This is a genomic window from Streptomyces sp. NPDC107471, from assembly GCF_055582845.1.
Genome location: NZ_JBVJPC010000004.1, coordinates 278,349 through 298,430 on the forward strand (window position 1 = coordinate 278,349; position 20,082 = coordinate 298,430).

Genomic DNA, 20,082 nt, shown 5'->3' on the forward strand with positions numbered 1-20,082 from the left:
GTGCTGCGGGCCTAGACACCCTGACTCGGCCCCATGCCCACACAGACACCGCGCACTCGGCACTCGTCGCACCGTGCGAGACTTTCCGACGTGAGTGCACTCGAGACGCCGCCGTCAGCCACGTACGAATCCGCCTTCCTCAAGGCATGCCGGCGCGAACCCGTGCCGCACACCCCGGTCTGGTTCATGCGACAGGCGGGACGCTCACTGCCGGAGTACCGCAAGGTCCGCGAGGGCATCCCGATGCTCGAGTCCTGCACCCGGCCCGAGCTGGTCGCCGAGATCACCCTCCAGCCGGTGCGCCGCCACAACGTGGACGCGGCGATCTACTACAGCGACATCGTGGTCCCGCTCAAGGCCATCGGCGTCGACCTCGACATCAAGCCGGGCGTCGGCCCGGTCGTCGAGCGCCCGATCCGCAGCCGCGCCGACCTGGCCCAGCTCCGCGACCTCACCCCCGAGGACGTCTCCTACGTCACCGAGGCCATCGGCCTGCTGACCCGCGAGCTCGGCCCGACCCCCCTCATCGGTTTCGCGGGCGCGCCTTTCACCCTCGCGAGTTACCTCGTCGAGGGCGGCCCGTCCCGCACGTACGAGAACGCCAAGTCGATGATGTACGGCGACCCCGAGCTGTGGGCCGACCTCCTCGACCGTCTCGCCGAGATCACCGCCGCCTTCCTGAAGGTCCAGATCGAGGCCGGCGCCTCCGCGGTGCAGCTCTTCGACTCGTGGGCCGGCGCCCTGGCCCCCGCCGACTACCGCCGCTCGGTCCTGCCGGCCTCCGCGAAGGTCTTCGAGGCGGTCGCCGGGTACGGCGTCCCCCGCATCCACTTCGGCGTCGGCACCGGTGAGCTGCTGAAGCTCATGGGCGAGGCCGGCGCGGACGTCGTCGGCGTCGACTGGCGGGTCCCGCTCGACGAGGCCGCCCGCCGGGTCGGCCCCGGCAAGGCGCTCCAGGGCAACCTCGACCCGACCGTCCTGTTCTCCTCCACGGCGGCGGTCGAGGCCAAGACCCGCGAGGTCCTGGACTCCGCGGCGAACCTGGAGGGCCATGTCTTCAACCTCGGTCACGGCGTCATGCCGACCACCGACCCGGACGCGCTGACCCGCCTCGTGGACTACGTCCACACGCACACCGCCCGCTGAGTCACCACGTGTGCCGGGGCCGCGCCTTCCTGCCGAACAGCAGGCCGCGCGGTTCCGGCGGCGGGGGAGTGCCCGGCTTCAGCGGCCAGGCGAGCAGCATCCCGGCGAGGAAACCGACGACGTGCGCGGCGTACGCCACCGTGCCCGCCGCGGAGACGCCCTCGCCGGACGAGTAGAACGCCTGGAGCACGAACCAGAAGCCCAGCACCAGCCAGGCCGGCAGCCGCAGCGGCAGGAACACCAGGAACGGCACCAGGACCCACACCCTGGCCTTCGGGTACAGCACCAGGTAGGCGCCCAGGACACCGGCGATGGCCCCGGAGGCGCCGATCAGCGGGTCGCCCGAGTCGGCGTTGAGGAGCGCGAAGCCGTACGACGCCGCGTAGCCGCAGACGCCGTAGAACAGCGCGAAGCGCACATGGCCCATGCGGTCCTCGACGTTGTTGCCGAAGATCAGCAGGAAGAGCATGTTGCCCAGCAGGTGCAGCCAGCCGCCGTGCAGGAACATCGCCGTCAGGACCGACAGCGCGGGGGACTTGTCGTAGTCCGGCGGGGCCACCACGCAGCCCGCCGCGCCCTGCGCGCTCGTGCCGACGTCGCCCGTGGGGACGAGTCGCGGCATCTGATGGTGGATCAACTCCTGCGGTACCGCCGCCCAGTGGTCCAGGAACGCCTGGAGATGGCAGAGCTGGGACAGGCTGCTGTCGCCCGCCATGGAGCCGGCCAGGCCGGGCGTGAACAGGAACACGAAGACGTTCACGGCGATGAGCGCGTACGTCACCACGGGGGTGCGGCGCACGGGGTTCACGTCATGGACGGGGATGACCACAAGGAAGTACTGCCCGCGATGGGCCCGGCGAATCGGTGGTGCCCCGGTGAACACCCGCACGCACGCGTGCGTATGTCTCCTCAACCGCCCGCGGCACGGGGAAGGCGGGCCGCGGGGACTACGTGAGGAACAGCGATGAACGACCGTACTGCGCAGCCGATGCACGCTCTTCCCGACGGTGAGGCCGAGCTGTCCCTGGTGGTGCGACTGCCGTGGGAGGACGTGGCCAGGCTCGGTCAGGAGGCCGGGCGGCTGGCGTCCCAGATGCAGCGGCCGGTGACGCTCGACGAGGCGGTGAGCAACCGGCTCAGGTCCACTCGGCCCGCCGCGCACGCGAAGCCGGCCGGTGAGCAGCCGGCCGCGATGCCCGCGAGCGCCTCCGTCTCCTCGCTGCCCCCGCGGCCGCCCGCCGACCAGGCCCGCCAGGCCATCGAACGGATCAACGGGACCGCCTAGCCCTCAGGAGCCGTCCCGCACCTTCGCCACGGCCTTCCTGGCCGCCACCAGCACCGGGTCCCACACCGGGCTGAACGGCGGCGCGTACCCCAGGTCCAGGGCCGTCATCCGCTCCACCGTCATCCCCGCCGTCAGCGCCACCGCGGCGATGTCGACCCGCTTGCCCGCGCCCTCCCTGCCGACGATCTGCACGCCGAGCAGCCGCCCCGTGCGGCGCTCGGCGAGCATCTTCACCGTCATGGGGGAGGCGCCCGGGTAGTAGCCGGCCCGGCTGGTGGACTCGATCGTGACCGACACGAACTGGAGGCCCACCCGACGGGCGTCCTTCTCGCGCAGCCCGGTGCGGGCGATCTCCAGGTCGCAGACCTTGCTGACGGCCGTGCCGACGACCCCGGGGAAGGTGGCGTAGCCGCCGCCGACGCCCGTGCCGATGACCTGGCCGTGCTTGTTGGCGTGGGTGCCGAGCGCGATGTGGCGTTCCTGTCCGGACACCAGGTCGAGGACCTCCACGCAGTCACCGCCGGCCCAGATGTTCTCGTGGCCGCGCACCCGCATCGCGAGGTCCGTCAGCAGCCCGCCGTGGCTGCCCAGCGGCAGGCCGGCCGCCTTCGCGAGCGTCGTCTCCGGGCGGACGCCGATGCCGAGCACCACCACGTCCGCCGGGTACTCCGCGTCCTCCGTGGCCACCGCGCGCACCCGGCCGTCCTCGTCCGTGAGCACCTTGGTCACGGCGGCGTCGTTGACCATGGTGATGCCGAGGCCCTCCATCGCCTCGTGCACCAGGCGGCCCATGTCCGGGTCGAGCGTGGCCATGGGCTCGCTGCCCCGGTTGACGACCGTCACCTCGTAGTCGCGGTTGATCAGGGCCTCGGCCATCTCCACGCCGATGTACCCGGCGCCCACCACCACCGCCCTGCGGCCACGCGTGTGTGCCAGCGTGTCGATGAGCGCCTGCCCGTCGTCCAGGGTCTGCACCCCGTGCACCCCGCGCGCGTCGGCCCCCGGCATGTCCGGGCGGATCGGGCGGGCGCCGGTCGCGATCACGAGCTTGTCGTACGACGTCCAGGACTCGGCCCCCGAGTCGAGGTCACGCGCGCGTACCCGCTGCCCGGCGACGTCGATCTCCGTGACCTCGGTGCGCATGCGCAGATCGATGCCCCGGTCCCGGTGCTCCGCGGGCGTACGGGCGATCAACCCGTCCGGCCCGTCGACGTCCCCGCCCACCCAGTACGGGATGCCGCACGCCGAGTAGGAGGTGAAGTGGCCCCGCTCGAACGCCACGATCTCCAGCTCGTCGGGGCCCTTCATACGGCGGGCCTGCGACGCCGCGGACATCCCCGCGGCGTCGCCGCCGATCACGACCAGACGTTCCCTCGTGCCCTGCGTACGGCTCATGTTCATGCGAACACGCTACGAGGGCGGGGCATTTCAGCCCCGCGCGCCCCGCCCCTTCGCGTCGCCCGCGCGCCCGCGTCGCCTCCGTGCGTCACCCCGCGCGTGTCACTCCCGCTCGCCCGGCTCCCGCGGGTGTCCCGGCTCCTGCGGGCGTCCCGGCTCCCGAGCGAGCCCGGGGTCCTGTGGTCGTCCCGGGTCGGGGACCGGACGGGCCGTCGGCAGCGGGCCCAGGGCGGTCGGGACGCCCGCGGGGGCCGGCCGGCGCGGCAGCCGGGGCCGGATCAGCCGCAGCCACACCAGCACGAGCAGCGCGATCCCCACCACGAACGGCAGCACCGCGGCCAGCGCCACCACGATCCAGCGCAGCACGGTCACGAACGCGTCCCAGCCGCCCGCCAGCGCGTCCACGACCCCGGGGTCGTCGTCCTCCTCGGCCTTGGCGACCGGCGACTCGGACAGGGACAGCGTGATGGTGGCCAGGCTGGTGCGGTCCTTCAGGGACGCCTGACGCGCGAGCAGCGACTCCAGGTCGGCCTGACGGCTGCTCAGCTCGCCCTCCAGGGTCACCACGTCGCTCAGCCTGGTCGCCTTGTCCATCAGCTCCCGGATCCGCGCCACACTCGCGCGCTGGGTCGCGATCCGGCTCTCCGTGTCGACGACCTGGTCGGTGACGTCCTGCGCGTTCGCGGTGCGCTCCAGGAGCTTGCCCGCGCCCTCCAGGTCGGCGAGGACCTCGTCGTACCTCGCGACCGGCACCCGCAGCACCACCTCCGTCTGCTCGCGGCCCTCCTCGTCCCGGGAGGTGGTCTCCTTGCCGACGAACCCGCCCGCGTTCTCGGTGCCGGCACGGGCCGCGGCGAGTGCCTTGGGCACGTTCTTGACCTGCACGGTGAGGGTGGCGGTGCGGATGATGTGGCTCGTGGCCGGCTGGGGCGCCGTGGTGGCCCGCCCGCCGCCCGCGCCGTCCTCGGCGCCGGCCGCGCCCTTCGCGTCGGCCTGCGAGGCGGGCCGGTCCTCCTGGGAGAGGCTGCCGCTGTCGGCGTCACCGCCTCCGGCCCCGCTGCACCCGGTCAGCGCGAGGGCCGCGGCCAGCAGGAGCCCGGCCAGGGCCTGGACGGGCCGTGCGGAGCTGCGTGAACGGCGTGAACGTGGTGCGCGCATGGGCGTCCCCCCGAGGGTCGTGAACAACTGACGCTCCTTCGACGCCGGAGAGGGCGTGAACGTTGGACGCGGGCGGTCCCGATGCGGTCACGGTCAGGACTCGTGCAGGACACCGGGCCGCCGGTGGACTGTCGGTGGGGTCTGAGAGGCTGGGGCCATGAGCGGATCACAGGTCGTCGTCATCGGAGCCGGCATCGCGGGACTGGCCGCCGCCCACCGGCTGGTGCAGCGCGGGGCGCAGGTCACCGTGCTGGAGGCGTCGGACCGGGTCGGCGGCAAGCTGCTGCCCGGCGAGATCGCGGGCGCGCGCGTCGACCTCGGCGCCGAGTCGATGCTGGCCCGCAGGCCGGAGGCGGTGGCACTGGCGCGTGAGGTGGGCCTCGGCGAGCTCCTCCAGCCGCCCGCCACCGCCACCGCCTCGATCTGGACCCGCGGGGCCCTGCGCCCCATGCCCAAGGGCCACGTCATGGGCGTCCCCGGCACCGCCGAGGCCCTCGCCGGGGTGTTGTCCGAGGAGGGCCTCGCCCGTATCGGGCAGGACGCCGAGCTGCCCCGCACGGAGGTCGGCGACGACGTGGCGGTCGGTGAGTTCGTGGCGGCGCGCCTGGGCAGGGAGGTCGTCGACCGTCTCGTCGAACCCCTCCTCGGCGGGGTGTACGCGGGCGACGCGTACCGCATCTCGATGCGCTCGGCGGTCCCGCAGCTCTTCCAGGTCGCGCAGACCCACACCTCGCTGACGGAGGGGGTCCGCGAGATCCAGGCGAGGGCGGCCGCGAACCAGCAGACCGGCCCGGTGTTCATGGGCATCGAGGGCGGCGTGGGCACTCTCCCGCTCGCCGTCGCCGACGCGGTCCGCGCGTGCGGCGCCGAGATCGTCACCGGCGCCCCCGTGAGCGAGCTGCGTCGCGAGGTGTCCGGCGGCTGGAAGGTCGTCACCGGGGACCGCGTCCTGCACGCCGACGCCGTGATCGTCGCCGTCCCCGCCCCGGCCGCCGCGAACCTGCTGCGGGCCGAGGCCCCCGAGGCCGCCGGCGAGCTCGACGCCGTGGAGTACGCCTCCATGGCCCTGGTCACGCTCGCCTACCGCCGCTCCGACACCGCGCTGCCGGCCGGCAGCGGCTTCCTCGTCCCACCGGTCGACGGCCGCACCATCAAGGCCTCCACCTTCGCCTCCCAGAAGTGGGGCTGGATCGCCGAAGGGAACCCGGACGTCGTGGTCCTGCGCACCTCCGTCGGCCGCTACGGCGAGACCGAGATCCTGGAGCGCGACGACGCCGACCTGGTCGACGTCTCCCGCCGCGACCTCGGCGCGGCCACCGGTCTGGACGCCACCCCGCTCGAGACCCGCGTCACCCGCTGGACCGACGGCCTGCCCCAGTACCCGGTCGGCCACCACGCGCGCGTGGCCCGGATCCGCGAGCACGTCGCCAAGCTCCCCGGCCTCGCGGTGTGCGGCGCGCAGTACGACGGCGTCGGCATCCCGGCCTGTATCGCGAGCGCCCGGGCGGCAGTGGACCAGATCCAGGGCGACCTGACCGCGGTGCGGGAGCTCACGGCCAACCCGGTGCAGAGTCTGCACGGCGGAGCGGGAGAATAGGGGCCATGAGCAACGACGCCCCCACCCCCGAGTCCGGCAGGGTCCCGAACAAGGGCAAGCTGGCCAAGGACCTCAACGAGGTCATCCGTTACACGCTCTGGTCCGTCTTCAGGCTGAAGGACGTGCTGCCCGAGGACCGCACCGGCTACGCCGACGAGGTCCAGGAGCTGTTCGACCAGCTCGCCGCCAAGGACGTCACGATCCGCGGCACCTACGACGTGTCCGGGCTGCGCGCCGACGCCGACGTCATGATCTGGTGGCACGCGGAGACCAGCGACCAGTTGCAGGAGGCGTACAACCTCTTCCGCCGCACCAGGCTGGGCCGCGCCCTGGAGCCGGTCTGGTCGAACATGGCGCTGCACCGCCCCGCCGAGTTCAACCGCTCGCACATCCCGGCGTTCCTGGCGGACGAGCAAGCTCGCGACTACGTCAGCGTGTACCCGTTCGTCCGCTCCTACGACTGGTACCTCCTGCCCGACGAGGACCGCCGCCGCATGCTCGCCGACCACGGCAAGATGGCCCGCGGCTACCCGGACGTCCGCGCCAACACGGTCGCCTCCTTCTCGCTGGGCGACTACGAGTGGATCCTGGCGTTCGAGGCCGACGAGCTCTACCGCATCGTCGACCTCATGCGCCACCTGCGGGCGTCCGAGGCCCGGATGCACGTCCGCGAGGAGGTCCCGTTCTACACGGGCCGCCGCAAGGACCTCGGCGACCTCGTGGCGGGTCTCGCCTGATCAGCGGGCGGGTGTGACGGGCGCCTTCCGGGAGCCGGCCCTCGGCGTCGGCTCGGGGTGCGGGGCGCAGGCGGCGCGCCGCACCGGGAGGCGGCCCTCCAGCAGGTAGGCGTCCAGGTGCCCGTTGACGCAGGCGTTCGGGCCGCCCGCGATGCCGTGCGTGCCCGCGTCCCGCTCGGTCACAAGGACCGAGCCGGACAGCCGCCGGTGCATCTCCAGGGCGCCGTCGTACGGGGTGGCCGCGTCCCGCTCGGCGGCCAGGATCAGCGTCGGGGGCAGTTCACCGGGCCCGGTGCGCACATCCAGCGGCTGCTGCCGGGCCGCGGGCCAGTACGCGCACGGCAGGTTCATCCACACGTTGTCCCACGTCTCGAACGGCGCCACCCGTGCCAGCCGGGTGTTGTCCCGGTCCCACACCTTCCAGTCCGTCGGCCAGGACGCGTCGTTGCACTCGACGGCCGTGTAGACCGCGTTCGCGTTCTCCGCCTCCTTCGCCGCCTCCTGGTGCGGTCCCGCCTGCTGGACCAGCGGCTTCGGATCGCCCTTGAGGTACGCCGACAGGGCCTTCGCCCGGTGCGGCCAGAGGTCGTCGTAGTAACCGGCCGACAGGAACGCCCCCTGGAGCTGTCCCGGCCCGACCTTGCCGCCGGCCGGTTCGGCGGCCAGCCGCGCGGCCGCCTTCTCGTAGCTGTGCAGCACCTCGTCGGCCGTGGTCCCGAGCCCGTACACGTCGTCGTGCCTGGCGACCCACTCCCGGAAGTCCGCCCACCGCCCCTCGAAGGCGGCCGACTGGTCCAGGTTGTTGCGGTACCAGACCTGCTCCGGGTCCGGGTTCACCGCCGCGTCGAGCACCATCCGCCGCACGTGGGAGGGGAAGAGCGTCGCGTACAGCGCGCCGAAGTACGTCCCGTACGACGCCCCCATGAACGTCAGCCGCTGCTCGCCCAGCGCTGCCCGCAGGACGTCCAGGTCCCGGGCGTTGTTCAGGGAGGTGTAGTACGGGAGGGCCGCGCCCGCCCGCTGCGCGCACCCGCGCGCGTACGCCTTGGCCTGCGCGATGCGTTCCTTCTTGTACGACTCCGAGGGGTGCGTGGGTGCCTGCGTGGGCGCCTTGAAGAACTGCTTCGGGTCCGTGCAGGACAGCGGCGCCGAACGGCCCACCCCGCGCGGGGCGTAGCCGACCAGGTCGTAGGCCGCGGCGAGCCCCTTCCACTCGGGCAGCGCGCCGACCAGCGGGAAGTACATGCCGGAGGCGCCGGGGCCGCCCGGGTTGTAGACCAGGGCACCCTGCCGGGGCACCCGGCGCTTGCTGTTGCGCGGGTCCTTCTGGGTGGCCCGCACCCGGCTGACGGTCAGTCTGATCTGCCGGCCGTCGGGGCGCGCGTAGTCGAGCGGGACGGAGACCGTGCCGCACTGGACGCCGTCGGGCAGGTCCTCCGCCGCGGGGCAGGCGCCGAAGCGGACGCCGGCCGCACCGGCGCGGGCCGCGGCGACGGCGGTGCCGTGGAGTTCGGCCGCGCCCGGGGCGGCCGGTGCGCCCCCGGCAGGTGCGGCGGCGAGGGCGGTCAGGAGCAAGGACCCGGCGGCCGTGTACAGGGCGGGAGCTCTCATCGGTATCCCTTCGGTGCGCGTCAGCGACAAAAGGGATGTTTCGTTCGGCTGTGGGGGAAGGCAAGCACCGCCCCGCCGGTGTCGGCCTCAATGCCTCCGTGCGCCCCCGGGCGGGCTCAGTCGCGCCGGTCCGGGCGGCGGTGCTCCGCGCCGTCCCCGCCGGGCCGCTCTCCCCGCCCTTCCTCGCGGTGCGGGCCGTGGTGCTGCTCGCGGTGGGCGAAGGCGGCGCGCAGGTCCGGTTCGCCGACCGCGCTGATGCCGCGTACCGCGACCGAGGTGAGATACGTCCGCTCGTCCGTGCCGGCGGGGTGCCGGGTCAGGGCGCCGAGCAGTCGCTGGCCCGCCGGGGACGCCCAGCGCGAGTACGGGTGGACCTCCATCCGCGCGATGGCCAGACAGCTCACGGTCAGCGCGAGCGGCAGCGCGAACCAGAGGGCGACCAGGTGCCGCGGCATCGCCGACGGGGCGGGCATCAGCAGGGCGAGCGCGCCCAGCACGACGACGGCCAGCGTGGCGAGCCGCACCTGGCGGACGGCCGCCGCGATGCCGGAACGGGCGCCGTCGGGCACGGCGAGGCCCGCGTCGACCAGCCGCTCGGCGAGGCGGCGCACCGCGGCCGCCGCGGCCGCGTCCGCCCGCACCGGGGCGATCCGGGACTGCCCCTCCGGCCCGATGGCCCCGATGACGGAGCGCTCCATCTCGTCCCGGCCGCGCGGGTCGACGACGGTCGCCCAGCCGGTGTGGGCCAGCAGCAGGCGTCGCTGCCGGGCCATGGAGACGAGCGTCAGGTCGGCGACCCGCCGCGGTCCGCCGGACAGGAACGCGGCCTCGTACAGCGTCAGATCGTGTCCCCGGGCGTCCGTGTCCGCGGCCGCCGCGTGTACGGCGGCCAGGCACAGCCGTGTGCACGCGGTGCCGGCGGCGGCCCAGGCCAGCAGCAGAAGGAGAACCCAGAACATGCCGCGTTTCTATGCCAAAGGCTCCTGGCGGCGCCATGGGCTGTTCAATATCCGGACGGAGTGTTGTCGGTGTGTGACGTTCCGGTTGTCCGGAACAGGCCTACGACGGCACGGGGACCGGGGGCGGACTCGTGGCGGCCGGGGGAAGCGTGAAGGTCGTGGCGTACGGCGAGGGGGTGACCGGAACGACCCGGCCGGGGTCGGCCGTCGGGCCGGGCGGGGCGGGGGAGCCCGTGACGGGCGGCGTGCTGCCCGCGGCCATCTCCTGGGCCAGGGCGCCGAAGTCGACGTACCCCGTGGCCTCCAGGATTCTGATGTGGTCCAGCACGGTGGTGTTGGCGTCGTCGGCCAGGGCGCGGACCAGTGAGTTCTGGGTGCTCGCGCGGACCTCGGCGACGACGGAGAACACCCGGCCGTGCGCGAGCCGCAGGATGTTGGCGAACTGCCGGTCGTAGTCGACGCCCTGGGCCCGGTCGAGGGTGGCGAGCCACTGCTTCTGCTGGTCGTTGGGCTCGTTGGGCAGGGCGAGTCCGAGCTTCGACGCCACGTCACGCACGCGTGCGTCGAGGAACGTGTGCCCCAGCACGAGGTGCTGCCCCGCCGTCCGCACGGCCGGCGTCGTCCCCTTGAGCTGGGCCTGCTGCCCCGCGGGCAGCTCCCACAGCCCCGCCAGCCGCACCTTCGTGACGAAGTCCCGGTCCAGCGCGGACAGCGGGCCGTACGGCGTCGTCACGGTCCCGGCCCTGAGCACGCTCAGCCCCGTGCCGGAGCGGTCGGCGTACGACCAGATCGGGACGAGCAGGGCCACGAGGGTCGCCGTCAGCCCGGCGATGATGACCCCGGTGCCGGTGAAGATGCCTCGCCCTCTCAGGGGCGGTCGCGGTCGCATGGTGCCTCCAGTCACGGCACCGCATGCTTGTGGGTTCGAGGTGCGGGATCGACATATTACTGCCGGGTCCGTGCGGCCCTCCCGTGCCCGGACGCCCGCACCCTCACCGCCGCAGCAGCACCTGCCGCGTGGCCCGGGCCCACCGGATTCCCGGCCTGCGGGACCTCGGGGCCGGACCCGACCGCTCCAGCCACCACTCCCGCAGCTCCCGCCGCGCCCGCGCGTCCCGCACGGACCCGTCCAGCAGGAGGTGTTCGGCGAAGTCCAGGGCGTCCCGCCGGTATCCGTCGGTCATCGGCGCCCCCTGCGCGTACGCCAGGAACGCCGGCCGGTACCCCGCCCCGAGGATCACCGGCAGTTCGGGCGCCACCTTGGCCACCACGTCCGCCCGCTTGCCCGCGAGCGCCCGCGCCTGCACCCCCAGCCGCACCCGGTCGAACCCCTCCGGCACCGGCGTCCCCGCCACGAGCGCGGACAGCAGCGCGGTCTGGGCGAGCGCGAGCCGCTGACGGGCGGGTTCGGTCGGGACACCCGACGGCTCTCCGGAGCCTGCGGCACGCCACGCACCCCCGGCCCGCGCCCCGCCCCCCTTCTGCACCGCCTCCCGGATCGCCGCCAACTCCCCCTCCAGCGCGGCCGGCTCGGGGAAGTTCTCGTCCCGCTCCAACAGCACCCCCGGCGGCGAGACCCGGGAGGCGAGGTCGGTGAGGATGTCGAGGACCGGCCGCGGGACCGGGTGGGCGTGGCTGTCGTGCCACACTCCGTCCCGCTCGAAGCCGCCCGCGACATGGACGTACGCGATGGCCTCCAGGGGGAGTTCGGCGAGCGCCTCGGCCGGGTCCTCACCGCGGTTGACGTGGTTGGTGTGCAGGTTGGCCACGTCGATCAGCAGTCGTACGCCCGTCCGGTCGGCGAGGTCGTACAGGAACTGCCCCTCGGTCATCTCCTCGCCCGGCCACGCGACCAGCGCGGCGATGTTCTCCACGGCGAGCGGCACCGGCAGCGCGTCCTGCGCGATGCGGATGTTCTCGCAGAGCACGTCGAGGGCGTCCCGGGTGCGCGGGACGGGCAGCAGGTGCCCGGCCTCAAGGCGCGGGGAGGCGGTCAGCGGGCCGCCCGCCCGGACGAACGCGATGTGCTCGGTGACCAGCGGCGAGCTAAGCGCCTCGGCCCGCTCGGCGAGTGCCAGGAGCCGCCCGGGGTCGGGCCGGTCGGCGCCGCCGAGACCGAGCGAGACGCCGTGCGGCACCACGGTCACCCCGCGCTCGCGCAGCCGCAGCAGCGACTCGGGCAGGTGCCCGGGGCAGACGTTCTCGGCCACGGCCTCGACCCAGTCGATGCCCGGCATGGCCTCCACGGCGTCCGCGATCTCCGGCCGCCACCCGATCCCCGTGCCCAGTCGCTCCATGGTCCGTCCCCTCCTCGGCCGCTCCCGCACCCGCTCCGGTCGTCGACCGCCCGGTGTGACGGAGGTATGGCCCCGGGGGCCGGGCGCGAACCGTGCCCGCAGGACCTTCAGAGCAACATTTGAGGTTCGGGCCGACGCGGTCCCCCACCCGCGCCGGGCCACGCCCGCGGCTCCCGGCCCGCAGCGCCTCCTCCAGCGGCCCGGCCCCCTCCGGAACCCTCAGCGCGGGAGCGAACGCGAACCCGGGCCCCCGACCCGCCGGGTCCGTCGGAACGCGGTGCACCATGTGGTCGACGAGGTGTGCAGCCGATTGCGGTACGGCCGACGGCGTCACCCGCCGGTGCCGGGCCACGCCCGCGGCTCCCGGCCCGCAGCGCCTCCTCCAGCGGCCCGGCCCCATCCGGAACCCTCAGCGCGGGAGCGAACGCGGACCCGGCCCGCCGGGTCCGTCGGAACGCGCCCGATTGCGGTACGGCCGACGGCGTCAGGCGCCCGTGCCGGGCCACGCCTGCGGGTCCCGGCCCAGTAGCCGCAGCGCCTCCGCCAGCGGTCCGGCCCCCTCCGGAACCTTCAACGCGGCCGCGAACGCGTACCCCGGCCCGCGGGCGGCCGGGTCGGTCGGAACGCGCCGGGCCACGGCCGCCGCCGCGACGAGCGCCTCGTCGGCCAGTCGCAGCGGGGCACCGAGCGCGGCCGCCACGTCCCAGGCGTGCACGACGTAATCGACGAGGTGAAAGCCGATCGCCGTACGACCGGCGAACCCGCCGCCCAGCTCCGGCAGCATGAACTCCCGTTCGGCAGCGCCCGGTTCGGCGAACGCCGATAGGGCCGCCGTCGCGGCCGCGCGGTGCGCCCGGGCGGGCTCGCGCAGCTCCCGGGGCTCCCGCCAGTGCGCCGGATCGCCGCCCTCGCCCCGCGCGGCGGCCGCGAACCCGTGGTGCTGCGCGGTCATGTGCGCCACCAGCCGCCGCAGGTCCCACCCCGCGCAGGGGGTCTCCCGCGCCCAGTCCCCGTCGTCCCCGGCCAACTCCACCAGCCGAGCGGCCTCCTGTACGGCGATCCGGTCCAGTGCGACGACATCCATCAGCGCTCCTCGGCGATCAGGTCCAGGGCGTACGCCCACACGGCATCGGGCTCGAACTCCTCGAACTCCCGACGGGCCGAGCGCAGTTCACCGCGCCCACGATGCGCGCGGACGATCCGCGCGTGGTCGGGCCGGCCGGTGAACTCCTTCAGCCCCCGCTCGTCGGCCCACACGGACACGGACCCGGAGCGCCGGCGGAGCGGATCCGCCCACAGCCACATCCCCACCGCCCCGGGAGTCGACGGCCAGGTGCGCCGCAGCCGCGTCCCGGCCAGCGCGACGGCGAGGGACTGCCCGTGGCCGTCGGCGGTGAAGTCGGTTACGGCGACGAGCACGCGGTCGTCGAGCGGGATGGCGGGACCGGACTTCCAGCGGGAGCGAAGGACGCGTGGTCGAGGAGTGGCCATGCCCCGACCCTAAAACTAAACGAACGATCGTGCTACTAGTTTTCGCGTCCAGAACCTGCCCCGAAGAAGGAGTACGTCAGACGTCAGGCCCGCAGCCGTGCGGCGATGCCCCGCCGGGCCCTGGCGTAGGGCGCGGTCTCGCCGTGCAGCAGCGACATCGCGTTCGCCGCCTCCATCAACGCGACGATCTCGAAGGCGAGTTGCGCCGGATCGGTCTCCGCGTCCAGCTCGCCCGCGGCCCTCGCCCGCTCGGCGCACCGCTCCAACTCCGCGAGCCAGGCACGCTGCGCCGCGACCAGGGCGTCGCGGACCGCTCCCTCGCGGGCGTCGAACTCGGCCATGACGCCGTAGAAAAAGCAGCCCCCGGGGAAGACCCGCTGCTCGGAGTAGCGCAGCCAGCCCTCGCACAGGCCCCGCAGCCGGGCGAGCCCCTCGGCCGCCCCGGAGACCGGCTCCAGCACCTCGGCGACGAAGATCCGCGAGGCCTCCCGCACGGTCGCGAGCTGCAGCTCCTGCTTGGAGCCGAACAGGGCGAACACCCCGCTCTTGCTCAGCTCCAGCTCCCCGGCCAGCCGCCCCACCGACAGCGCCTCAAGCCCCTCGACCGAGGCGATGTCGACGGCCCGGCGCAACACGGCCCGCCGGGTGCGGTTGCCCCGCTCGACCCGTCCGTCGACCCTGGTCATCGCAGCGCCGGATGGTCCGCGACGACCGTGCACGAGCCGGGCGCGATCTCGGTGAAACCGGCGTCACGCACCAACGGCAGCTCGCTGGCGGTGAGTTCGGCCCAGCGGCCGGGGGCCGCGGTCCGTACGGCGAGCGGGAACCCGGCGTCCCGCCAGGCGGCCCGCTCCTCGTCCGACAGTTCCCACCAGGCCAGTTGGGCGCCGTGGCCGGCCTGGGCCATCGCCTTGCCGGCCGACATGTCGAGGTCCGGGCTGAGCCACAGCACGGGCGCGGTCGGGTCCGCCTCGACGGGCGGTTCGGGGTCGTCGAGGTCGGTGCCGGAGACCTGGAGCCTGGCCAGGTCCTTGGGCCAGCCGTCGAGCGGCACCGGCGGGAACACCCGCACCTCGGCCGCCTTCCCCGTCACGGTGATCCCGGGCAACGCCTCGGCCCGCCGCCACTCGGCCCCGCGGGCCCGCCGTACGACCTTGCGGATCCGGGCGTCCTGCCAGTCCCGCACGGCCTCGGCCCACTCCCCGTCGCCCACCGAGCGCTCGTCGGCGAGCATGACGAGAACGGCGCGGGCGGCCGTCTCCAGCGCGTCGGTGCGGGCGGGCGGGGCGGCCTTCTCGATGCGGACGACCAGCGGCAGCACGAACTGGGGTGCCTGGTCGCGTGCGGTCGGCTCGGTACGGAAGGGGCTGTCGGTCGGAGGCGTCACGTCGTGGCTCACCCGGACAACCTTAAAGTCACCCGGAACAGGCCGTCCGCTGAGCCTCCTGCCACTCGCACACCGGGCACAGCGTGATGCCCTTGTACGACTCCGGATACTCGGTGGGCTTCCGGCACAACACGCAATCCGCGTACGGCGGCCCGTCGGCGACCGGCGGCTTCGGCGCGTTGCCGATCGTGCAGTAGTCCTCGCTCATGCCCCCAGCCTAGGACCCTAGGACCCGATCAGCTCGGACACCCGGACGAACCGGAACCCCCGCGCCCGCAGCTCCGGCACCACCGTCCGCACCACCCGCTCCGTCGTCGGCGCGGCACTGCGCGTGCAGTGCAGCACCACGACCGACCCCGGCCGCACCCCGTCCAGCACCTGCCGGGACACGGCCTCCGCGTCCGTGGCGAGCGCGTCCCCGCTCACCACGTCCCACTGCACGGCGGTCACCCCGGCCGGGGTCAGCGCCTTCAGCGCCCGCCGGTCGTAGCACCCGCCGGGGAAACGGAAGTACGGCTTCGCGTCCGGCACCCCCACCTTCCGGAACGCCGCGTACGCCCGCTCCACGTCCGCCCGCATCCGGTCGGCCGGGACCGTCGGCAGCCCGTAGCAGTCGTCGGTGAAGGCGTAGTGGCTGTAGGAGTGGTTGGCGACCTCGAAGAGCGGGTCGTGCCCCAGGGAACGGGCCTGGTCCGGGTACTCCTCGGCCCACCGCCCGGTCATGAACACGGTGGCCGGCACCTTCAGTTCCCGCAGGGCCGCGATCAGCCCGGGATTGTCGAAGTGCTCCCCGGCCGCCGCCCGGGCCCCCTGGTCCGCCGTCATGTCGGCGTCGAAGGTGAGCGCGACCGCCTTGCCGTGATCCCGGGAGCCGTTCTTGAAGACGGGGGTCAGACCCCCGGGGCCGGGGGCGAGCGTAGGGGGCGCGGAGGTCGCGGCGGGGGCCGGGCGGGCCACCCGGGGGGCCGGGTGGGGAGCGGCGGCGCAGGCCGAGAGGGCGGCGCCGAGGACACAGGCGGCGGTGACGCGGCGTACAAGAGTGATCACCGTATGAAAATATGGTGAAACGCCCTATATGCCGGTCACCCCCGCCGGTGGCGTCACCCGCTCAGATGTCCCGCTGCTCCAGCGGCTTGGTCGCCGGGCCCTGGATCACCTTGCCGTCGGTGTCGAAGCGGGAACCGTGGCACGGGCACTCCCAGGCGTCCTCGGCCCCGTTGAAGGAGACCAGGCAGCCCAGGTGGGTGCAGCGGGGGGAGACGGCGTGGAGGTTGCCTTCGTCGTCGCGGTAGACCGCGAGCCGGTCGCCGTTCACCCGGACCACGGCGCCCTCTCCCGGCGGGAGCGACTCCAGCGGGGGAGCGGGGCGCAGCCGGTCGCCGACGAAGTGCCGGGCCACCTGGGCCTGCGTCTTCAGGAAGGTCGGGGCCTCACGGACCGCCGAACGCAGCCGGCGCGGGTCGTACAGCTCGCTCCACGCGCACTGCTCGCCGTTGATCTGGGCCGCGAGCAGACGGCCCGCCATGATGCCGCCGCTCATGCCCCAGCCGCCGAAGCCGGTGGCGACATAGGTGTGCCGGGCCCCCGGGTGCAGCGGGCCGACCATGGGCACGGTGTCGGTGGGGTCGTTGTCCTGGGTTGCCCAGGAATGCGTGAGATCGACGCCGGGGAACTGCCGGGCGGCCCACGCCGAGAGGGTGTCGAACCGGGCCCGGGTGTCGCCCGTGCCGGGGGTGAAGTGCTCGCCGGTGACGATGAGCAGCCGCTTGTCGGCGTCCCAGGGAGCCGTGCGGACCGAGCGGGTGCCCTCGTCCGGCGTGATGTACATGCCGTCCGGATCCCGCTCCCGGTCGATCGTCCCGGCGACGACCAGCTCGCGGCGCGGGGAGAGCCGGGCGAACAGCAGGGCCCGGTCGAAGATCGGGTAGTGGGTGGCGACCACGACGTCCCGGGCCGTCACCGTGGCCCGCGTGTCGGTCGACAGCCGGCACGGCTCGCCCTCGTCGAGCCCCAGGACGGCGGTGTGCTCGTGGATCACCGCACCTGAGGCGACCAGGTCCTCGGCCAGGGCCAGCAGGTATTTGCGCGGATGGAACTGCGCCTGTCCGGTCACCCGCACCGCGCCCGCCACCGGGAACGGCAGCCCGGTCTCCGTCACGAACGACGCCGGCAGCCCCGCCTCCCGGGCGGCCGCCGCCTCGGCCCGCAGCTCGTCGACCCGGCTCTCGTCACGGACGTAGGTGTAGGCGCTGCGCTGCTCCCAGTCGCAGTCGACGCCCAGCTCGTCCGCGATCTCGGCGGCCCGTTCGATCGCCTCGCTCTGCGAGCGGGCGTACAGTCGGGCGCCCTCGGGGCCGCGGGTGCGGCGCAGCTTGTCGTAGATCAGTGTGTGCAGGGCGGTCAGTTTGGCGGTGGTGTGCCCGGTGACGCCGGCGGCCACCTGTCCGGCCTCCAGGACCGCCACCCGCTGCCCGGCCCGCGTCAGCTCCCACGCCGTGCTCAGCCCGGCGATGCCGGCGCCGATGACGGCCACGTCGACGTCGAGGTCCTCGGTCAGCGGCGGCCGGGGTCCGCCGGGTGCCGTCTCCAGCCAGTACGAGCCCTTGACATGCCGGTTCTCGGTCATGGGCCCCGAGTACCCCGGGAATCACTGTTCCAGCAGCCTCCTGCGGGCCTCCTCCACGTCGAAGTCCGCCTCCGGATAGCGCGGGTCCAGCTCCGCAAGGTGCTCCAGGAGGATCCGGCTGACCGCCCAGTTCCGGTACCACTTGCGGTCGGCGGGGATGAGGTACCAGGGGGCGTGCGGGGTCGAGCAGCGCTCCAGGGCCGTCTCGTACGCCTGCTGGTAGGCCGGCCACAGGGCGCGCTCGTCGATGTCGGCGACGTTGAACTTCCAGTGCTTGTCCGGGCGGTCCAGGCGCTTGAGCAGGCGGTCGCGCTGTTCGCCGTACGAGATGTGCAGGAAGCACTTGACCACGGTGACGCCGTCGTCGGCGAGGGCCTTCTCGAAGTGGTTGATCTCCTCGTAGCGGCGCTCGATCTCGGCGGGCGGGGCGAGCGAGCGGACCCGGGCGATGAGGACGTCCTCGTAGTGCGAGCGGTCGAAGATGCCCAGCTCACCGGCTTGCGGCAGGGCCCGTTTGATGCGCCAGAGGAAGGAGTGCCCCAGCTCCTTGGGCGTGGGTGCCTTGAAGGCCTGGATGCGGCAGCCGGACGGGTTGAACAGGCCGATGACGTGCTTGACGGTGCCGCCCTTGCCGCTGGTGTCCATGCCCTGCAGCACCAGCAGGACCCGGCGCCGGTCGCCCGCCGTGCTCGCCGCCCACAGGCGTTCCTGCAGGTCGCCGAGCGGGGCGGCCAGCTCGGTCATCGCGGCCAGACCGGCCTGCTTGTCACGGGGGCCGGCCGGGGTCTCCCGGGCGTCGTGGGCGGCCAGGTCCACCGGTTTGCCGCCCGGTATCCGCAGCAGCTCGCGCAGGGCGAGGTCGTCCCCGCCCTGCGCGCCCTGCCCGCCCTTGCGCGCCGCGCGCGTCCTCGAGCCCTTCTTCGCCATGGGGCACCCCTTCCGGTCCGGGTCCGGCCCCTCGATCCTGCGCCGGGGTACCGGGGGCACGCCAGCCGTCGTGGAGGGCGGCTACCTGCGCCAGGGTCCCGTCACCGCGAAGGTCGTCCCGGGCGTGTAGCAGTTGACGTACATCGTCTGCCCGTCGGGGGAGAAGGTGACGCCGGCGAACTCGCCCCACTCCGGCGCCTCGGGCGTGCCGATGTTCTGCCGGCCGCGGGCCATCGCGTAGACCTCGCCGTGCCGGGTAACGCCGAAGACGTGCTGGGCGCCGCTGCCGTCCTCGCACACCATCAGGCCGCCGCTCGGCGCGAGGCAGATGTTGTCCGGGGACTCGCCGGGCAGTTGCACATCGGTGTCCGGGCCGAAGACGATCACCAGGGTGAGCCGGCGCGCCGAGGGGTCGTAGCGCCAGATCTGCCCGAAGTGGTCGGCGGCCGAGCCCTCGGCGCTGTGCGCGAACGACGAGACGAAGTAGACGGACTTCCCGCCCCAGTAGCAGCCCTCCAGCTTCTGGGCGTGCGTGATGCCCTTCGGCCCGAAGTCCTGGAGCCGGACGGGGGTTTCGGTGGCCAGCGGGTCCGGTACGTCGACCCACTCGATCCCCTCGAAGCAGGCTCCGGTCTCCTGGATGAGGGACAGGTCCGGTACGCCGGGCACCCGCATCGCCTGGAGCCGGCCGCCCGCGCGCAGCGACCCGAGGCCACCCTCGGGCCGGTGGGGCAGGAAGCGGTAGAAGAGGCCGAAGGGCTTGAGGAAGGCGTCCTCGGTCTCGTAGACGATGCCGCGCTTCGGGTCGATCGCGATGGCCTCGTGCTGGAAGCGGCCCATCGCGGTCAGCGGGACCGCGCCGCTGCGGTGCGGGTCCGTCGGATCGACCTCGAAGATGAAGCCGTGGTCCTTGGTGTAGCCGTTGGTGCCGGCCTTGTCCTCGGTCTCCTCGCAGGTCAGCCAGGTGCCCCAAGGGGTGGGCCCGCCCGCGCAGTTGACGGCGGTGCCGGCGATGGCGACCCGCTCCGACAGCACGTTGTTGCGGGAGTCCAGCGTCAGGGCCGTACAGCCGCCCTTGCCCGCCGGGTCGTAGGTCAGACCCTCGACCGTGGGCACGGCGATGGCCGCAGTGGGGCGGTTCTCGTGGTTGCGGACCAGGTGGACGCGGCCGTGTCTGCCCGGCAGGGCGGTCATGCCGTCGTGGTTGGAGGGGACCTTGCCCTCGCCGGAGCGGAGCTGGTCGCCCTCGCGGGAGAGGACCTTGTAGCGGAAGCCCTTCGGCAGGTCCAGCAGGCCGTTGGGGTCCGGGACGAGAGGGCCGTAGCCGGTGTGGCCGAGGGACTGGGCGGCGGCGGTGCCGACGAAGAGTTCGGAGAGGGCGCCGGTGAAGGCGATGCCCACGCCCAGGGCGCCGGTACGGGCCAGGACCTGACGTCGTGTTGCGGACATGGCGAAGCAACCTT

At 73.7% G+C, this 20,082-nt stretch carries 20 protein-coding genes; 4 read left to right on the top strand and 16 right to left on the bottom strand.

Annotation, left to right across the window (positions count from 1 at the left end; all coding sequences use genetic code 11):
• Nucleotides 1-90 precede the first annotated feature (90 nt).
• Nucleotides 91-1,146, top strand: coding sequence for a uroporphyrinogen decarboxylase (hemE, locus tag ACZ66S_RS15075; RefSeq protein ID WP_469901952.1), 1,056 nt, complete (start codon nt 91-93; stop codon nt 1,144-1,146).
• Nucleotide 1,147: 1 nt separating this feature from the next.
• Here hemE and ACZ66S_RS15080 read toward each other — a convergent pair whose 3' ends face one another.
• Complete coding sequence (locus tag ACZ66S_RS15080) at nt 1,148-1,975, bottom strand: rhomboid family intramembrane serine protease (RefSeq protein WP_469902398.1); 828 nt, start codon at nt 1,973-1,975, stop codon at nt 1,148-1,150.
• Between the two features lie 135 nt (nt 1,976-2,110).
• On the opposite strand from ACZ66S_RS15080, the gene ACZ66S_RS15085 reads away from it, so the two are divergent.
• Nucleotides 2,111-2,431 (top strand): hypothetical protein, encoded by a 321-nt coding sequence (locus tag ACZ66S_RS15085; protein ID WP_469901953.1) that lies wholly within the window; start codon nt 2,111-2,113, stop codon nt 2,429-2,431.
• Nucleotides 2,432-2,434: 3 nt separating this feature from the next.
• Here the strand turns inward: ACZ66S_RS15085 and ACZ66S_RS15090 are convergent, their stop codons facing one another.
• Both ACZ66S_RS15090 and ACZ66S_RS15095 read right to left on the bottom strand, forming a co-directional pair.
• Nucleotides 2,435-3,832 (bottom strand): FAD-dependent oxidoreductase, encoded by a 1,398-nt coding sequence (locus tag ACZ66S_RS15090; RefSeq protein WP_469901954.1) that lies wholly within the window; start codon nt 3,830-3,832, stop codon nt 2,435-2,437.
• A gap of 99 nt (nt 3,833-3,931) precedes the next feature.
• Entirely contained in the window at nt 3,932-4,987 is a 1,056-nt protein-coding gene (locus ACZ66S_RS15095; RefSeq protein WP_469901955.1) for a DUF4349 domain-containing protein, read from the bottom strand.
• A 157-nt stretch (nt 4,988-5,144) separates the two neighbouring features.
• Here ACZ66S_RS15095 and hemG point away from each other — a divergent pair, with 157 nt between their 5' ends.
• Nucleotides 5,145-6,584 carry a protoporphyrinogen oxidase gene (hemG, locus tag ACZ66S_RS15100; RefSeq protein WP_469901956.1) on the top strand — a complete coding sequence of 480 codons (1,440 nt, stop codon included), beginning with the start codon at nt 5,145-5,147 and terminating at the stop codon, nt 6,582-6,584.
• A 5-nt stretch (nt 6,585-6,589) separates the two neighbouring features.
• The gene (gene hemQ, locus ACZ66S_RS15105) at nt 6,590-7,321 is read left to right on the top strand and encodes a hydrogen peroxide-dependent heme synthase (protein ID WP_469901957.1); all 732 of its coding nucleotides are present in this window, start codon (nt 6,590-6,592) and stop codon (nt 7,319-7,321) included.
• On the opposite strand, the gene ACZ66S_RS15110 is transcribed toward hemQ, so the two are convergent.
• From ACZ66S_RS15110 to ACZ66S_RS15170, 13 genes are all read right to left on the bottom strand, one after another.
• Nucleotides 7,322-8,932, bottom strand: coding sequence for an alpha/beta hydrolase (locus tag ACZ66S_RS15110; protein ID WP_469901958.1), 1,611 nt, complete (start codon nt 8,930-8,932; stop codon nt 7,322-7,324). It lies immediately after the preceding gene.
• 116 nt (nt 8,933-9,048) lie between these two features.
• Complete coding sequence (locus tag ACZ66S_RS15115) at nt 9,049-9,891, bottom strand: TIGR04222 domain-containing membrane protein (RefSeq protein ID WP_469901959.1); 843 nt, start codon at nt 9,889-9,891, stop codon at nt 9,049-9,051.
• 100 nt (nt 9,892-9,991) lie between these two features.
• Nucleotides 9,992-10,780 carry a DUF4142 domain-containing protein gene (locus ACZ66S_RS15120; RefSeq protein WP_469901960.1) on the bottom strand — a complete coding sequence of 263 codons (789 nt, stop codon included), beginning with the start codon at nt 10,778-10,780 and terminating at the stop codon, nt 9,992-9,994.
• Between the two features lie 103 nt (nt 10,781-10,883).
• The gene (locus ACZ66S_RS15125) at nt 10,884-12,188 is read right to left on the bottom strand and encodes an MbnB/TglH/ChrH family RiPP precursor modification enzyme (RefSeq protein ID WP_469901961.1); all 1,305 of its coding nucleotides are present in this window, start codon (nt 12,186-12,188) and stop codon (nt 10,884-10,886) included.
• 484 nt (nt 12,189-12,672) lie between these two features.
• On the bottom strand, nt 12,673-13,272 hold the full coding sequence (locus ACZ66S_RS15130; protein WP_469901962.1) for a TIGR03086 family metal-binding protein: 600 nt from the start codon (nt 13,270-13,272) through the stop codon (nt 12,673-12,675).
• Nucleotides 13,272-13,679: a hypothetical protein gene (locus ACZ66S_RS15135; protein ID WP_469901963.1), complete on the bottom strand. Its 408-nt coding sequence runs from the start codon at nt 13,677-13,679 to the stop codon at nt 13,272-13,274. Before ACZ66S_RS15135 ends, ACZ66S_RS15130 begins: the two co-directional genes overlap by 1 nt.
• A gap of 83 nt (nt 13,680-13,762) precedes the next feature.
• Nucleotides 13,763-14,365: a TetR/AcrR family transcriptional regulator gene (locus ACZ66S_RS15140; RefSeq protein ID WP_469901964.1), complete on the bottom strand. Its 603-nt coding sequence runs from the start codon at nt 14,363-14,365 to the stop codon at nt 13,763-13,765.
• The gene (locus tag ACZ66S_RS15145) at nt 14,362-15,078 is read right to left on the bottom strand and encodes an aminoacyl-tRNA hydrolase (RefSeq protein ID WP_469901965.1); all 717 of its coding nucleotides are present in this window, start codon (nt 15,076-15,078) and stop codon (nt 14,362-14,364) included. The genes ACZ66S_RS15140 and ACZ66S_RS15145 overlap by 4 nt, the downstream gene beginning before the upstream one ends.
• A gap of 16 nt (nt 15,079-15,094) precedes the next feature.
• Nucleotides 15,095-15,274 (bottom strand): hypothetical protein, encoded by a 180-nt coding sequence (locus ACZ66S_RS15150; protein WP_469901966.1) that lies wholly within the window; start codon nt 15,272-15,274, stop codon nt 15,095-15,097.
• Between the two features lie 17 nt (nt 15,275-15,291).
• On the bottom strand, nt 15,292-16,113 hold the full coding sequence (locus tag ACZ66S_RS15155) for a polysaccharide deacetylase family protein (protein WP_469901967.1): 822 nt from the start codon (nt 16,111-16,113) through the stop codon (nt 15,292-15,294).
• A gap of 61 nt (nt 16,114-16,174) precedes the next feature.
• Entirely contained in the window at nt 16,175-17,692 is a 1,518-nt protein-coding gene (locus tag ACZ66S_RS15160; protein ID WP_469901968.1) for an FAD-dependent oxidoreductase, read from the bottom strand.
• 21 nt (nt 17,693-17,713) lie between these two features.
• Nucleotides 17,714-18,619, bottom strand: coding sequence for a polyphosphate kinase 2 family protein (locus tag ACZ66S_RS15165; RefSeq protein ID WP_469901969.1), 906 nt, complete (start codon nt 18,617-18,619; stop codon nt 17,714-17,716).
• Between the two features lie 81 nt (nt 18,620-18,700).
• Nucleotides 18,701-20,068, bottom strand: a complete 1,368-nt coding sequence (locus ACZ66S_RS15170) for a PhoX family protein (protein WP_469901970.1) — start codon at nt 20,066-20,068, stop codon at nt 18,701-18,703.
• Nucleotides 20,069-20,082: the final 14 nt, after the last annotated feature.